General features: G+C 71.5%; 14 protein-coding genes. 8 read left to right on the top strand and 6 right to left on the bottom strand.

Annotation, left to right across the window (positions count from 1 at the left end; all coding sequences use genetic code 11):
* Window positions 1-6: 6 nt before the first annotated feature.
* Complete coding sequence (locus tag AB0F10_RS12245) at window positions 7-1,989, bottom strand: nucleoside-diphosphate sugar epimerase/dehydratase (RefSeq protein WP_360622934.1); 1,983 nt, start codon at window positions 1,987-1,989, stop codon at window positions 7-9.
* Window positions 1,990-2,412: 423 nt separating this feature from the next.
* On the opposite strand from AB0F10_RS12245, the gene AB0F10_RS12250 reads away from it, so the two are divergent.
* Window positions 2,413-3,567, top strand: coding sequence for a glycosyltransferase (locus tag AB0F10_RS12250; protein ID WP_360622936.1), 1,155 nt, complete (start codon window positions 2,413-2,415; stop codon window positions 3,565-3,567).
* Here the strand turns inward: AB0F10_RS12250 and AB0F10_RS12255 are convergent.
* Both AB0F10_RS12255 and AB0F10_RS12260 read right to left on the bottom strand, forming a co-directional pair.
* A complete protein-coding gene (locus tag AB0F10_RS12255) occupies window positions 3,456-4,043 on the bottom strand; it encodes a VanZ family protein (protein WP_360622938.1) in 588 nt (195 codons plus the stop codon). The two genes, AB0F10_RS12250 and AB0F10_RS12255, sit on opposite strands and share 112 nt — an antisense overlap.
* Window positions 4,044-4,077: 34 nt before the next feature.
* On the bottom strand, window positions 4,078-4,665 hold the full coding sequence (locus AB0F10_RS12260; RefSeq protein ID WP_360622940.1) for a response regulator transcription factor: 588 nt from the start codon (window positions 4,663-4,665) through the stop codon (window positions 4,078-4,080).
* Window positions 4,666-5,068: 403 nt separating this feature from the next.
* Here AB0F10_RS12260 and AB0F10_RS12265 point away from each other — a divergent pair, with 403 nt between their 5' ends.
* Window positions 5,069-5,767 (top strand): phosphatase PAP2 family protein, encoded by a 699-nt coding sequence (locus tag AB0F10_RS12265; RefSeq protein WP_360622943.1) that lies wholly within the window; start codon window positions 5,069-5,071, stop codon window positions 5,765-5,767.
* 104 nt (window positions 5,768-5,871) lie between these two features.
* Window positions 5,872-6,528 (top strand): DUF3159 domain-containing protein, encoded by a 657-nt coding sequence (locus AB0F10_RS12270; RefSeq protein WP_360622945.1) that lies wholly within the window; start codon window positions 5,872-5,874, stop codon window positions 6,526-6,528.
* Here AB0F10_RS12270 and AB0F10_RS12275 read toward each other — a convergent pair.
* The 3 genes from AB0F10_RS12275 to AB0F10_RS12285 are packed head-to-tail and all read right to left on the bottom strand — an operon-like array spanning window position 6,493 to window position 9,436.
* Complete coding sequence (locus tag AB0F10_RS12275; RefSeq protein ID WP_360622947.1) at window positions 6,493-7,953, bottom strand: glycosyltransferase; 1,461 nt, start codon at window positions 7,951-7,953, stop codon at window positions 6,493-6,495. The genes AB0F10_RS12270 and AB0F10_RS12275 overlap by 36 nt on opposite strands.
* Entirely contained in the window at window positions 7,950-9,062 is a 1,113-nt protein-coding gene (locus tag AB0F10_RS12280; protein WP_360622949.1) for a HEAT repeat domain-containing protein, read from the bottom strand. Before AB0F10_RS12280 ends, AB0F10_RS12275 begins: the two co-directional genes overlap by 4 nt.
* Window positions 9,062-9,436 carry a response regulator gene (locus AB0F10_RS12285; RefSeq protein WP_360622951.1) on the bottom strand — a complete coding sequence of 125 codons (375 nt, stop codon included), beginning with the start codon at window positions 9,434-9,436 and terminating at the stop codon, window positions 9,062-9,064. Before AB0F10_RS12285 ends, AB0F10_RS12280 begins: the two co-directional genes overlap by 1 nt.
* A 153-nt stretch (window positions 9,437-9,589) precedes the next feature.
* On the opposite strand from AB0F10_RS12285, the gene AB0F10_RS12290 reads away from it, so the two are divergent.
* The 5 genes from AB0F10_RS12290 (at window position 9,590) to AB0F10_RS12310 (ending at window position 15,211) form a co-directional block, all read left to right on the top strand.
* Window positions 9,590-10,798, top strand: a complete 1,209-nt coding sequence (locus tag AB0F10_RS12290) for a pyridoxal phosphate-dependent aminotransferase (RefSeq protein WP_360622953.1) — start codon at window positions 9,590-9,592, stop codon at window positions 10,796-10,798.
* A gap of 97 nt (window positions 10,799-10,895) precedes the next feature.
* Window positions 10,896-11,897 (top strand): efflux RND transporter periplasmic adaptor subunit, encoded by a 1,002-nt coding sequence (locus AB0F10_RS12295; RefSeq protein ID WP_360622955.1) that lies wholly within the window; start codon window positions 10,896-10,898, stop codon window positions 11,895-11,897.
* Window positions 11,894-12,583, top strand: a complete 690-nt coding sequence (locus tag AB0F10_RS12300; RefSeq protein ID WP_360622957.1) for an ABC transporter ATP-binding protein — start codon at window positions 11,894-11,896, stop codon at window positions 12,581-12,583. The genes AB0F10_RS12295 and AB0F10_RS12300 overlap by 4 nt, the downstream gene beginning before the upstream one ends.
* Complete coding sequence (locus AB0F10_RS12305) at window positions 12,580-13,854, top strand: ABC transporter permease (RefSeq protein WP_360622960.1); 1,275 nt, start codon at window positions 12,580-12,582, stop codon at window positions 13,852-13,854. The genes AB0F10_RS12300 and AB0F10_RS12305 overlap by 4 nt, the downstream gene beginning before the upstream one ends.
* Before the next feature lie 148 nt (window positions 13,855-14,002).
* Complete coding sequence (locus AB0F10_RS12310; protein ID WP_360622962.1) at window positions 14,003-15,211, top strand: Clp protease N-terminal domain-containing protein; 1,209 nt, start codon at window positions 14,003-14,005, stop codon at window positions 15,209-15,211.
* Window positions 15,212-15,222: the final 11 nt, after the last annotated feature.

The following is a 15,222-nucleotide window of genomic DNA, read 5'->3' on the forward strand; positions in this document are numbered from 1 at the left end:
GGGCGCTCACGGCTGCCGCCCCGGCCGTACGGTGAATTCGGGCTGGCGCGGCGGCGGCGCCGTCCGGTTGCGCCCGTTGGCGCGGCTGCGCGCGGGCCGCGACACCACGGCCGGCGGGTTCGCCTCGCGGGCGGCCGACAGCGCCGGGCTCTCGGCGAGCCAGCGCAGGACGGCGATCAGGTCGGTGCGCGGCACCGTGGGGTCGAGCAGCGACAGCACGGCGCCGTCCAGCGGCGGCACCGGGGCCTGCGAGATCAGCGGGTGGTTCGGCCGGTGATCGGGTTCGTCGGGGCCGAGCAGGATCTCCTGCAGCTTCTCCCCCGGGCGCAGTCCGGTGTAGACGATCTGGATGTGCCGGTCGGCCGTCTCGGCGAGCCGGCGTGCGACGTCGGCGATGCGCACCGGCTCGCCCATGTCGAGGACCAGCACCTCGCCCGCGCTGTCGAGGGCACCGGCCTGGATGACCAGGCGCACGGCCTCCTGCACGGTCATGAAGAACCGCGTGACCTCGGGGTCGGTGACGGTGATCGGGCCACCCGACTCGACCTGCGCGGTGAACGCCGTGAGCACCGAGCCGCGGCTGCCGAGCACGTTGCCGAACCGGACGCTGCAGTAGGTGCCGGGTGCGGACTCGTCGGCGGCCGCGGTGAGCCGCTCGGTGATCCGCTTGGAGTAGCCGAGCACGCTGGTCGGCTCGGCGGCCTTGTCGGTCGAGATGTTCACCAGCCGGTCGACGCCGTGGCGCAGCGCGGTCTGCAGGATCTGGTACGTGCCAATGATGTTGGTCTTGAGCGCCTCGGAGGGGTGCATCTCCAGCAGCGGCAGGTGCTTGAGCGCCGCCGCGTGGAACACCACCTGCGGCCGGTGCTCGGCGAACACCTCGTCGAGGCGCTGCTGGTCCCGGATGTCGGCGACGACCAGGTTGCGGTCGTCGAGCATCGCGCGACCGTCCATGGACAGCTGCACGGCGTGCAGACCGGACTCGTCGCGGTCCAGCATGACCAGGCGGGCCGGGTGGAAGCGGGCGACCTGGCGGCACAGCTCGGAGCCGATCGAGCCGCCCGCGCCGGTGACGAGCACCCGGCGCCCCTCGAGATAGCCGGCGACCGCGGCCAGGTCGATGCCGACCTCCCGCCGGCCGAGCAGGTCCGCGTGGCTGACCGGGCGGATGTCCTCGACGCTGACGGTGCGGCCGAACAGTTCGACGACCGGCGGCACGACCTTCAGGTCGACGTTGAGCGGCTGGGCGAGCTCGGTCAGCTCCCGGACGACGTCGGCGCTCGCGCTCGGGATCGCGATGAGCACCGCGTCGGCGCGGAACCGCCGGACGACCTCGGCCATGGCGTGCCGGTTGCCGGACACGGGCACGCCCATCAGCCGCAGGGTGCGCTTGGCGGGATCGTCGTCGAGCAGCGCGACCGGGATGTAAGGGCTGAACGGGCTGCGCAGCATCGCGCGGATGACCTGCGCCGAGCCCTCGCCGGCGCCCATCACCACGACGCGGGTGCCGTGCTCCGGCGAGGGACGCAGCCGGTGGTCGTGCAGCAGCCGGGCGGAGTAGCGCACGCCGGCCGCCAGGACCAGGGCGATCAGGCCGGCCCCGATGATGGCCGAGCGCGGCACGAGCCGCCCGACCAGGGTGTCCAGGATGAACACCACAGGGGTGGTGAGCGCCGCGGTCTTCGCCAGCGCGGCGATCTCCTCGAAGCAGCCGTAGGACCAGCGGCCGGTGTACAGACCGAACTGCAGGCCGACGACGGTGTGCACGACCGCGGCCAGCGAGGCCAGCACCAGCAGCCCGGTGGCGTCGACCGCGGCGAGGTCACCGTCGTGGCGCAGCAGCGTGGCGATCAGCAACGCCACGGCCAGCGCCAGCGCGTCGGCGGCGGCACGGGCGGCCCGGAGCGGCAGCGCCGCGAGCAGCCACGGCGGTGGTGAGCCGGCTGGGGCGCCCGTGATGTCACTCGGCGTCGCTCGCCGTACCCGCATGAATTCCTCCCCGTTCGAACGTTGGTGTCGACAAGGAAAATCGAGCGGCACGCAATGCATAATGGAGATCAGGAAATGCATTGCGCCCGCTCGCCGAACGTCGCTATCAGCGCCTACGAATAGAGCGTGCCAGCCGTGCGGTAGCGGCCACAGTAGTAATTGTCATGCCCTACATGAGAATTATTCGTCTTCTGTACGCGCGGCCGACGGAGGCGCTCGATCGCCACCCTGACAAGCACTTTCCGCCAAAGGGGCGACGTCCGTTCGGTCAATAATCGGGCGCCCACGTTCGGTGAGTACGCTTCACGTTCAACATGACATTTGCAACTATCATTGGTCATCCATGCTCTGGCAGCGTCTTTATGGCGGGTGTCAAACAGGAGACAAAATGAAAAAGTTCCGCGCGCGGGCCGGAGCCGGGCCATGAGGGTTCTGCACATCATCAGCACATTGGCTGAGGGCGGCGCCGAGCATCAGCTCCGGCTGTTGGTGAGCCGGCTGCCGCAGGACTGCGAGGTCGTGACGCTGTCGCGGCCGGGTGCCGTCGCCGCCGCCATGCGCGCCGACGGCACGACCGTGCACGAGGTGATCACCACCCGCGACCACGACCTGTCCGCGGTGATCAAGCTGCGCCGCCTGATCCGGCTCGGCCGGTTCGACGTGGTGCACACCCATCTCTACCGGGCCTGCCTGCAGGGCCGGTTCGCGGCGCGGCTGGCCGGCGTGCGGCACGTGGTCGCCACCGAGTACCACCTGAGCGACGACGGCGGCGCCCGGGCGCTCTACCTGATCGGCGAGCGGTTCGGCCGGCTCACGATCGCGGCGTCCGAGCCGATCGCCGACCGGCTCCGCGCCGACGGCGTGCCGGATGCCCGGATCACGGTCATCCCCAAGGCGATCGACGCGGCCGAGTTCCGCTACGACCCGGCGCTGCGCGCCGCGGCCCGCAAGCGCCTGGGCATCGGGCCGGAGGTGCGGGTGATCGGCGGCGTCGGCCGGCTGGAGCCGGGCAAGCGGTTCGACCGGCTGATCCGGGCCGTCGGCGAGGTGCCGGAGGCGATCCTGCTGCTGGTCGGCGACGGATCGGCGCGGCCTGCGCTGGAGCGGCTCGCCGCGATCGAGGGCGTCGCCGATCGGGTGACCTTCGCCGGGGCGGTCGGCCACGCGCGGGAGATGCTCTGCGCGATGGACGTCTTCGCGTCACCGTCGGACGAGGACACCTTCGGCCTGGTGGTGCTCGAGGCGCTCGCCTGCGGCCTCCCCGCGCTGTACGCGGTCTGCCCGCCCCTGCGGGAGCGCGCCGTCGAGGGCGCCGAGCGGCTCTCGCCGCACGATCCGGAATCGCTGCCGCGCAAACTCCGTACCGAATTGCTGTGTTTCGAGGAGCGGCACGGCGACCGGCTGCCCGCCCGCTCGACCGGCGACCGCTACGACGCCGCGGCGCTGGCCGACTCGGTCGGGCAGCTCTACGAACGGATGGCCGGCGGCCGCTCGCCGCTGCGGCAGGGCACCAGGGAGCAGTCCTCCATCGCGCGCCGGAACGACGCGAAGCGCAGGAGGCGGCGCAGCACGAGGTAGCCGAGCAGGGCGCCCAGCGTGTTGGACATCAGGTCGTTGACGTCCGCCCACCGGTCGCCGTGCAGGGTGAGGTCGAGGATCGCCTGCGTGAGCTCGATGGACGCACTGAGCAGGAAGCCCACGAGCACGACCCGGGCCCTGTCCCGGATCCCGAACACCAGGCGCAGCAGCGCGGCGAGCGGGAGCGTCATGACGATGTTCAGCAGGAAGTCGTCCACCCGCATCGTGGTCAGCGGAATCAGGATGATGCGGTAGAGCTCGGGCTCGCCGGCGTTCACGCCCCAGGCCAGCCGCAGCGGCAGCATGGTCGCGCCGAGCACCGCGACCAGATACCACCCCGCGGCCCACGCGGTGAGCAGCCGCCGGGCCGTCAGCAGCCCTCGCCGGCGCAGCACCGCCCAGGACACGACCATGAGGACGGCACCCAGCGGGAGCAGGATCGGCAGTGCCGGCAGGTCGAGCTGATCAGTTGGCATCCGGGCCAAGAATACCGAGGCGGGCGCCCGATCCTCAGCGAAGCCAGCCGCCCTTACGGGCGATCCGGATCGCGTCGAGGCGGTTGCGCGCGCCGGTCTTCGTGATGACGGCCGACAGGTAGTTGCGCACGGTTCCGCCGGAGAGATAGAGCCGGCCCGCGATCTCCCGCACCGACTCGCCCTCCGCAGCGAGCCCGAGCACCTCGAGCTCCCGGGTGCTGAGCCCGCGGTCGGTGTTCAGCGAGGCGGCCTGGAGCATCGGGGACACGACGCGCTCACCGGCCGCGAGCCGGCGGATGGAGTCCGCGAGCACGGCGTCGGAGGCGTCCTTGAGGACGAAGTTCAGCCGGCCGGACCAGCGGCGCGGCGGGAGCATTCCGCGCTTGGCCGGGTCGCACAGCAGCAGCATCGAGCAGGACGGGATGGACGCGTGCAGTTCCTCGGCGAGGGGTAGCACCTGGCTGACCATGTATTCGGTGTCGATCACGATCACGTTGGGCCACAGCTCGGCGGCACGTGCCGACAGGTCACTGCTCAGCGACAGGGTGCCGACGTAGTGAATGTCAGGTTTGGCCTCTAGCAGTGTTCGTACCGGGACCCCGAAGTATCCCTCGTCTCTCACCACCACAACCCGGATCATCACACCACCTAGTCTGTCAGCCGGGATCCCTGTTTCTCCACCTGTCTACTTGGGAGATGCCAGTCCCACCGGATCGGCTATTTGTGCGAGAACATCGGTACAGATGATCTTTATTCGCTATTGTTTACGCAGCTCAACGATCATTTGTGCCATTCAACTGGCGGCACACCAGCGCCTACTCAACGTACCGGTAACCACACGCTTCGAACACACGCCTAGCCGATCGACTGAGCGAGAAGTACCGGATCTTCGCAAAGTGCCCACCGAACCGTCGGCGAAACGCGCCGTAATAAACTTGAAAAAATCGAATGTCCATAGTTACCGCTTTTCGCCTGACATAGCGACCGAGGTTCGGCACCGGGCCGAACTGGGTACTGCCCGATTCATGGCGGAATTTACGACCGAGGTGCTCAAACGCGTGCTGATTCCGATCGGCGCGCTGCTCGCAGTCATGATCGCAATAGGAATGCTCATCACGAGGGTGATGACGCACCTGTGGCCGCTGACCGTCGAGGACTCGGTCAATCGTGAACTCGAGCGCGACCGGACCCACGACATCAGCCTCGTGTCCCTGATCTTCAGCACCCTCGCCAGCACCCCGGCGATCATCGCGGTGACGATCATCGCGGCCGTCGTGTTCCGGCTGACCCTCGGGCGCTGGCGGGAATCGCTCTTCCTGTGCGCGGCGGTCTGCGCCCAGGCGCTGGTCTTCTTCCTGACCACGCTGATGATCGACCGGCCGCGCCCCGGCGTCGACCACATGGACACCTCCCCGCCGACCTCGAGCTTCCCGTCCGGCCACACCTCGGCGTCGGTCGCGCTCTACCTCGGACTGGCGGTGATCCTGGTACGGCTGACCGACCGCACCGGGCTCAAGGCGGCCTGCTGGCTGCTGCTGCTCGTGCCGGTCGGCGTGGCGCTGGGCCGGATGTACCGGGGCATGCACCACCCCAGCGACGTGCTCGCGTCGTTCCTCAACGGCGGGATCTGCGTGTGGGTCATGGCCCGGGCCATCCTCGACCGCGACCCGGCCCGTACCCCCGAGCTCGCCGCCGGGCACCGCACCGCCCGATCATCCGGCTGACGGCTGCCACCAGCGCCACGCCCGCCGCCGCCGCGCGGCGGGCCGGTCGGTGCGCGCGCGATCCGCGCCAGTTAGGCTTTCCTAACTCGAGAGGGGGGTGGGGCGTGGCCGAACCGGAATCTCTGGCCGATCTGCTGGGTGGCCGGCGGGCCGCGCTGGACGCGACCGTTCCCCCGGTGATCTTCGTGGTGGCCTGGCTCGCCGGCGGCCGCTCGATCTGGGTCGGCGCCGGCGCCGCGGTGGTCGCGGCCCTGGCGGTCTCCGCCTGGCGGCTGCGGCAGGGCGACAAGCCCCGGGCCGTCCTGATCGGCCTGCTCGGCGTCTGCGTCGCCGCGCTGATCGCCCTGCGCACGGGCCGCGCCGAGGACTTCTTTCTGCTGCAGATCGTGACCAACGCCGCCAGCGCGCTGGCGTGGGCGGTCAGCATCGTGATCCGCTGGCCGCTGCTCGGCGTCATCGTCGGTGCGGTGCTCGGCCAGAAGACCCGGTGGCGCCGCGATCCCGCGCTGCTGCGGGCGTACTGCCTGGGCAGTTGGGTCTGGGTCGGTCAGTACCTGGTCCGCCTCGCCGTGTTCGTCCCGCTCTGGGCGGCGCACGCGGTCGTGGCGCTCGGCGTCGCGCGCGGCGTGCTCACCTGGCCGCTGATCGCCGCCTGCCTCGCGATCAGCTGGTGGGTGATCCGCCGCAGCCTGCCGCCGGGGCACCCCGGCCTGCGGCAGCCGCGGTCAGCGGTCGACGCCCACGCCGACCGTCTCGGGTGATTCGACCACCGTGTCGAAGCCCTCGCGGTGCATCGTGCCCCACTGCGCCCGTCGCCCGTGCAGCGCGCCGAGCGCGCCGGCGACCTGCCAGCCCGCGAGGATCTGCCGGTAGCCGAAGTTCTCGCCGAGCGCGGCCAGCACCCCGCGCGCCAGGTCGCCCCAGCGCGGGTACCGGTGGAACGAGACCTCCTCGATGAACAGGGCGACCAGGCTGACCAGCAGGCCGTAGCCGTAGGCGACCAGCACGAAGCGCCAGAAGAACGCGACGTCGACGGCGCCGATCAGCAGGCCGAGCGGCAACAGCACCAGGGCGGCGAGCTCGACGAACGGCGCCAGCAGTTCGAAGACCAGGTAGTACGGCAGCGAGAGCAGGCCGATGCGGCCGTACCGGGGATTGAGGATCATGCCGCGGTGCTTGCGCAGGATCTCCGCGATGCCGCGGTGCCAGCGCCGCCGCTGCCGGCCGAGCACCCGCAGGCTCGACGGGGCCTCGCTCCAGCTCACCGGCTCGGCCACGAAGACCACGCGGTAGTCCGCCCGGAGCCCGCGCAGGTGGCGGTGCAGCCGGACGACCAGCTCGGCGTCCTCGCCGATGGTGTCCGTCGCCATGCCGCCGATCCGCACCACCAGGTCGCGGCGGAAGAGGCCGAACGCGCCGGAGATGACCACCAGCCCGCCCAGGCGGGACCAGCCGGTGCGGCCCAGCAGGAACGCGCGCAGGTACTCGACCACCTGGATGCGGCCCAGCCAAAGCCTGGGCATCCGCACGTCGACGACCCGGCCGCCGAGCACCTTGCAGCCGTTGGCGATGCGCACGACGCCGCCGCAGGCCACCACCCGCAGCGGGTCGTCGGCGAAGGGCTTGGCCACCGACAGCAGCGCGTCCGGGTCCAGCACCGAGTCGGCGTCGACCATGCAGATCAGCGGGTGCCGGCTTAGGTTGATGCCGACGTTGAGGGCATCGGCCTTGCCGCCGTTGGTCTTGCGGACCACGGTCAGCGTCTCCGGGTTGGCGCGGGCCACGTGCACGGAGAGCACCTCGGACCGGTACGGGACCTCGCCCGGCACCACCCGCGGCACCTCGACCAGGTCGAAGTGGGCGCGGAGCCGCTCGAACGTGTCGTCGGTCGAGCCGTCGTCGACGACCACCACCTCGTAGCGCGGATAGCGCAGCGAGGTCATCGCGGTCACCGCGGCGACGATCCCCGCGCCCTCGTTGTGCGCGGGCACGATCGCCGAGACGGGCAGCGTCAGCGGGCTGCGGAACATGTCGTCGGTGCCGGCGAACGGCGCGCGCCGCAGATGCTTGCCGAACTCGAGCCCGGCCAGCGCCATGAGCACCAGGTAGCTGCTGTTGAGCCCGACGAAGTAGGTGAAGATCGCGACGTCGGTGTAGCGCAGGATCTCGCGGACGGCCTCGGTCACGCCGCGACCCCCACCGGCCCGGAGCCGACCCGGGACAACGCCAGCGCCTCCCGGGCGTGGCTCACCGAGGCGCCGTCGGACGCGGACGGCCGGGCGTGCGCTCCGGCACCCGCGCTCCGCTCGGCCGCGACCGCCGCGATCAGCGCCTCGATGCCGGGCCGGCCGAGCCGGCGCAGCGCGTGCGCCGCCTCGTGTGCCACCTGGAACTCGTCGTCGTCGAGCAGTTCCGCCAGCGTCGGCACCGCGGACGGCGCGCCCAGCACGCCGAGCGCCCGGGCCGCGGTGGCGCGCAGCGGCGCCGGCCGGAACGAGCGCAGCGCCAGGGTGAGCGGCTCGAGCGCGGCGCGCGTGCCGAGCCGGCCGAGGTTCACCGCGGCGGCGACCCGCACGTCGAGGACGGTGTCGTCGCGCAGCACCCGGGCGACGCGAGGCATCGAGCCGGTGGCGCCGAGCAGGCCGAGCGCGTCCAGGCACACCACGCGGACGCGGGCGTGCGGGTGGTCGAGCGCGGCGGAGAGGGTCACCTCGGCCTCGGCGCCGAGTTGCGCGAGGGCGTGGGTGGCCAGCAGCGACGGCAGCGGGTCGGGCCGGTCCAGGCTGGCGATGATCCGCCAGGCGGCGGCCGGGTCGCGGATGCGGCCCAGCGCGCGGACGGTGACGACGCGTACCTCCGGATGCCGGTCGGTGAGCAGCCGGCACAGCTCGGGCACGGCCTGGCGCAGCGCGAGGTCGCCGAGCACCTGCGCGGCGCGGGCCCGCTTGACCCGGCTGCGCGAGCGCAGGTCGCGCAGCGCGGCACGGGCGGCACCCCGGCGCAGGAAGACGGAGACGAGTCCGAGGTGTGCCTCGCCGCGGAGCTTGCCGAGCAGGGCGAGCGCGGTGGGCTCGACGGCGCGCCAGGCGTCGTCGGGGATGGCGACGAGGTCGTGGCTGCCCTCCTCGCCGTTGTCCGCGACGAAGGCCAGCAGCGCCCGGCGCGGACCGGCGGCGAGCGCGGCCCGCTTGCGCCGGCGAATGCCGCGGACCACCCGGACGATGATGATGGCGAGCGCGGTCACGGCGACGATGCCGGCCAGGATCGCGATGACGACGGTGAACAGCCCGAGCATCAGCTGCCCACCCGGGCCAGCGCGGCCTCGACGCGTTCCCGCAGTTCGGCCGGGCTGAACGGCTTGATGATGTGGCCGGTCGCGCCGGCGGCGTACCCCTGATCGAGGTCCTGCTGCCGCAACCGCGCGGTGAGCATGATGATCGGGACGGACGCGGCCAGCGGGCCGGCCCGCAGCTCGCGGCAGACGTCGATGCCGGACAGCGCCGGCATCCGCACGGCGAGCAGCACGAGATCGGGCGGGCGTTCGCGGGCGGCGTTCAGGGCGGCGGGCCCGTCGGCGGCGCCGACCACGTCGAAGCCGGCGTCGGTCAGCCGGCCCGCGACGAGGTGACGGATGTCCGGATCGTCCTCGACCAGGAGGATCGTGCTCATCGTCGCCTTCCCGCCGCCGTGGACCACGCCGTGCGGTGCCGAATATATCCGTTATGTGAGCATCGTTCGCGGCGAACGGCGGCAATGCCGTCCACCCCGTGGACCTTGTCCTTGCCGAGTCGGCGCGCCTCCGGCAGGCCATAGGCTGCAGGCATGGTGGAGCAGGCGAACAGGCTCAAGAATGTCCGTTACGACATCCGCGGGCCGGTGCTGCGCCGCGCACAGGAGCTCGAGGCCGCGGGCCACCGCATCCTCAAGCTCAACCTGGGCAACCCGGCGCCGTGGGGGCTGAGCACGCCGGAGCCGATCGTCACCGACATGGTGCACAACCTCGGCGAGGCGGAGGGATACAGCGACGCCCGGGGCATCTACTCCGCCCGCGTCGCCGTCGCGCAGTATTACCAGACCCTCGGCGTCGAGAACGTGCAGCCCGACGACGTCTTCCTCGGCAACGGCGTCTCCGAGCTCATCGTGATGTCGCTGCAGGCGCTGCTCAACACCGGCGACGAGGTGCTGGTGCCCAGCCCGGACTATCCGCTGTGGACGGGCGCGGTGACGCTGTGCGGCGGGCAGCCCGTGCACTACCGCTGCGACGAGAACGAGGGCTGGGCGCCCGACCTCGAGCACGTCGCCGCGCGGGTCACCGCGAACACCCGGGCCATCGTCATCATCAATCCCAACAATCCGACCGGCGCGGTCTATTCGCGGGAGACCCTGCTGGGCCTGCTGGAGATCGCCCGCCGGCACGACCTGATCGTGCTCGCGGACGAGATCTACGACAAGATCCTGTACGACGGCGCGAAGCACGAGTGCGCCGCGGCGCTCGCACCGGACCTGCTGGTGCTCACCATGAGCGGGCTGTCGAAGGCGTACCGGGCTGCGGGCTTCCGCTCGGGCTGGATGGCGATCAGCGGGCCGACCACCCACGCGACCGAATACCTCGAGGGCGTGCAATTGCTGGCCAACATGCGGCTGTGCCCGAACGTGCCGGCGCAGCACGCGGTGCAGACGGCCCTGGGCGGCTACCAGAGCATCAACAACCTGATCCGGCCGGGCGGCCGCCTGTACGAGCAGCGCAACCACGCCTGGGACAAGTTCAACGAGATCCCGGGCGTCACCTGCGTGAAGCCGCAGGGCGCGCTGTACCTCTTCGCCCGCCTGGACCCCGCGGTACACAAGATTCACGACGACCAGAAGATGATCATCGATCTCCTGGAGCAGCAGTTGATGCTGCTGTCGCACGGAACCGGCTTCAACCTGCCGACCCCGGACCACCTGCGGATGGTGTTCCTGGCCCCGGTCGACGTCCTCGACGACGCCACCGACCGCCTGCGCCGCTTCCTGGAGACCTACCGTCAGTAGTGCACCCATCCGGGGTTTGCGGCGGCGATGTACCGTCTGCGGGCCGGTCGGATCGGAGATCATCTCTGTCCCGTACGGGCACACGGATGATCGTCTGATGGGAGAACCGGTGTACGTACGCAGACTGCTCACCGGCACGGGTGTGTCGCTGGCTGTCATCGCCCTGGCCGGTTGCACCTCGTCCGGCCCGGGCGAGGAGACGCCGGGGCTCGAGCCGCGCGGCACGGTGCTCACCACGGTCAAGCCGACCCGGCAGGACCTCACCAACCGGATCAGCCTGGCCGGCAAGGTGACCATCAACCCGGTCTTCGGGATCGTCGCGCCCAAGAGCGGCGAGCTGCGGTACCTGCAGCGGCCGCCGTCGACGACGCCGTACGACCGCGAGACCTGGGTCGCCACGATCTGGCGCAAGGGCAAGCCCTACTCGGTCGAGATCCCGGCGGGCGCCGCCATGGCGGGCCGGCTGATGGAGGACCGGGCCGACGTCACCGCCGGCATGCCGGTCGTGTCCGCCCGCCAGATCGGGTACGGCATCGTCGCCGACATCGACAGCGCGATGGCCTACCGGATCTCCGGCGCGGCGAAGTCCGTGGAGGGGCAGATCAAGAACGGGCCGGGCCCGTTCAAGTGCAAGCCGCTCGGCACGATCGCGGCGCTGCCGGCCGGCACCGTCCCCGCGCCGCCCCCGCCCTCGCCCACACCGGACGCCACCGGCAACGCGCCCCAGCCGGAGCCCGAGGCGCCGGCCGGCGGCGAGGGCTCGGAGCCGACCGGGCTGCAACTCGTCTGCACCGCTCCGTCCGGCGTCAAGCTGATCAACGGCGCCGCGGTCACCCTGAACCTGATCACCGGCCGGGCCGACAACGTGCTGGTGCTGCCGGTTGAGGCGATCGCCGGCACCCAGGGCAAGGGCAAGGTCGACGTGGTCGGCCCGGATCGGGTACGCAAGACCGTCGACGTGGTCCTCGGGCTCACCGACGGCAAGGTTGTGGAGATCAAGTCGGGCCTGAAGGGCACCGAGACCGTCGCCGTCCCGGGGCCGAACCTGCCGACCGCCGACGCCCGCCCCGACGACCAGCCGTCCGGATTCAACGGATGACCGCGCTGATCGAGATGACGGGCATCACCAAGGTCCTCAAGGGCCAGCAGCAGGCCCGCACGATCCTGGGCGGGGTCGACCTGAGCGTGCACGCGGGCGAGAGCGTCGCGATCGTGGGCCGCTCCGGCTCCGGCAAGAGCACCCTGCTCAGCGTCGTCGGCCTCTTCGACCGGCCGGACGAGGGCAGCTACCTGCTCGGCGGCCAGGAGATCAGCCGGCTGAAGGAGCGCCGGGCCGCCAAGCTGCGCAGCTCGCACTTCGGGTTCGTGTTCCAGCGGTTCTTCCTGCTCAAGCACCTGACCGCCGCCCAGAACGTGGCCATGGCGCTGGTCAACGGGCAGGGCTGGCTGCCCCGCCGCGACCGCCGGGCCCGGGTCATGGAGGCGCTCGACCAGGTCGGCGTCGCGCACCTGGCCAAGAGCCGGCCGCCCCGGATGTCCGGCGGCGAGCAGCAGCGGGTGGCCATCGCCCGCGCCCTGGTACGCCGCCCCGAGGTGCTGCTCGCCGACGAGCCCACCGGCGCGCTCGACACCGAGACCGGCGCACTGGTCATCGACGCCCTGCTCGGGGCGACCGACCGCGGCTGCGGCCTGATCCTGGTCACCCACGACCGCGACCACGCGGCTCGGATGGGCCGAACGCTGGACCTGGTCAACGGCGAACTCACGGAACGGGTGGCGGCATGAGGCGCCTTTCCGGGCGGTTTCGGTCCGCGCTGATCATCGGGCTGCAGGGCATCCGCGCCCGCAAGCTGCGCACCGTGCTGTCGATGGTGAGCCTCTTCCTCGGCGTGCTCGCCGTGGTGGTCGTGCAGGCCGGCGCCACCATCGCCGAGCGCGCGCTGTTCGCCGGCGTCGAGCTCAGCAACGGCATCGACGGCACGAAGGTGATAGAGGTGTCGATGCAGCCGCAGACCGCGGAGATCGTCCTCGACACCGTGCAAGGCCGCTCCGACGCGATGGCCATGCTCAGCGTCTCGGCGATCATCGGCGAGCCCGGCGTCGCGCCCGTCAACGAGGGCGGCTCGCCCTTCGACGAGGACTGGGGCGGGGGCTGCTCCCCGAGTGAGGGCTGCGGGTCGACCGAGGTCGCGCCGCCCGGTCAGGCCATTCAGGTGATGCTGACCGCCATGACCGCCGACATCCGGCCGTTCCGGCCGTACCGGCCCAAGACCGGCGAGTGGCTCGACTTCACGACCGTGCCCGCGATGGCACCGCGGATCGTCATCAACCTCGAGGCCGCCAAGGGCTTCAAGCGCTACAAGGTACCCGCCGAGATGCGCGTCGGTGGCGCGGCGGTGAACCTCACCCCGCAGGTCGTCGGCGTCGTCGACGACGGCGGCTACGAGCCCCACGCCTACGTCCGGCTGGACGAGCTCTCCACCTGGCTGCCGCCGACCGGCCTGGCCGACCCGAACACCGGCGGCGGGATAACGGTGCTGCTGACCGGCTCGACGCCGGTCGAACAGGTGCTGACGACGAAGCTGAAGGGAGCCGGCGCGGAGACCTACGTCACCACCGTCGACTCCCGCGAACAGGGTCAGAACGAGATCCGGCTGCTGCGCCTGGTCTTCCTCGCCATGGCCGGCCTGGTCCTGCTGATCGGCGTCGCCGGCATCCTCAACGTCGGCCTCGCCACGGTCGGCGAACGGATCGAGGAGTTCGCCCTGCGCCGGGCGGTCGGCACCCCGCGTTCGCTGCTGGCCGGGATCGTGCTCGCCGAGACCCTGCTCACCGGGCTGCTGACCGCGGCGGCGGCGATCGGCGTCAGCGTGGTCGCGCTCCAGGCGGTGTCCGCGTTTGTCGGCGAGTCCGAACCGTACCTGCGCGACCTGCAGTTCCCCTGGGACGCCGGGGTGGCGGGCATCATCGCCGGCCTCGTCGCCGGCATCCTGGGCGGCTTCGTGCCGGCGCTGCGTGCCGCCCGCATCCCGATCGCGACGGTCATGCGCGCCTGACGCCACGGCCCCGGCACCTTGGCCACCCGTTCTCCCCATCCAGACAGGACACGTATCGCATGCCTCGACACGGGCCGGATCGGGCACCGCGGCCCCGCCGGGCGATCTCGGGTGGCACGGTGCCGCATCGGGGCGGCAGCCGATGCAGATGACCGACCAGGCACTTCGAGCGCTCGTGCTGGCGGCGGAAGCCGCTCACACCCTGCACGACAAGCCGGTCAGCAGCTACCACCTGTTACTCGGCCTCGCCGAGGCCGAGGGCGGCGCGCGGCATGTGCTCGGCCTGGGCTCCGCACGGCTGCACGACGCACCGGCGGATGACGCACGGCCTCCCTTCGCGACCGCCAGGGAGGTCGTCGACCGGGCCATCGAGCAGGCGCCCGCGTTCGGTCATGACCGGGCGACCACCGCTGATCTGCTCTGCGCCGTCCTCGGCTCGCAGGACGGTCCCGAGGCGTCGCTGCTGCGCGCCTCGGGCGCCGACCCGGCGACGATCCGTGCGGCCCTGGCCGAGGGCGACCATGGCGACTGCTGTCAGGAGACGGGCATCAGCGATGTCCGGCCGATCCTGGCGGAGATGGGCTCACAGGCGAACCGCCTCCCCGGTCGCGGGTATACCGTCGCCCGGCTGGCGGGCGGCCTCATTCCGCACCTGCTGCTGTATGCCGCGGTGCTGGCCGTCACCTGGGACACCTCCGGCCCCGAGCTGATCGTGGCCGTGGGAGCCGGGGCGCTGCTGGTCTACCTGCTGCTCAGTCCGTTCCCTCTCCGCCGGCGAACCCGGCAGGCCGTCGCACGCGTCCCAAGGACCCTGATCGTGCCCGAGGACATCCGGCCGCTGCTGGACCGCCTCGGCCTGGATCAGCTCGAGGTACGCGTCAAGCCGGGGTTCGCCCGGGACGAGTGCTACCGGCTGGGCCGGCGAGCCTGGATCGTCATCTCGGCGCATACCGAGGAAGCGGATTGGTCGCGTTTCATTCTGTGGCACGAGATGGCACACCTCGCCCGCCGCGACCACACGGTGCGGTGGGTGCGCGCCTGTGCGAGCGCCAGCCTGATCGTCGCCGCCTGCCTCAGCTTCGACCTCCGCGCGCTGGCGATCGCCGGCGCCGGGACCGCGGTGTTGAGCGTCGCCACTCGCTGGTGGTCGGAGGCGGCATGCGATCGTCTCGCCGTCCGGCAGGCCGGTTCGGAGGCGTTGCACGCCTGGGCGGCGGAACAACGGGAGGAATCGACCCGCTCGGAGCGGGCCTGCGGTCTGCTCACCCACCCTCCACTCGCGCTGCGCACGGCCCTGCACCCGGACACGGGTCAGGGTCTCCGGAGCAAAAACGACGATCTGGTGAAGACCGCCTGACATCGAGCTCA

It is taken from the genome of Actinoplanes sp. NPDC026623 (genome assembly GCF_040638275.1).
Lineage (GTDB): Bacteria > Actinomycetota > Actinomycetes > Mycobacteriales > Micromonosporaceae > Actinoplanes.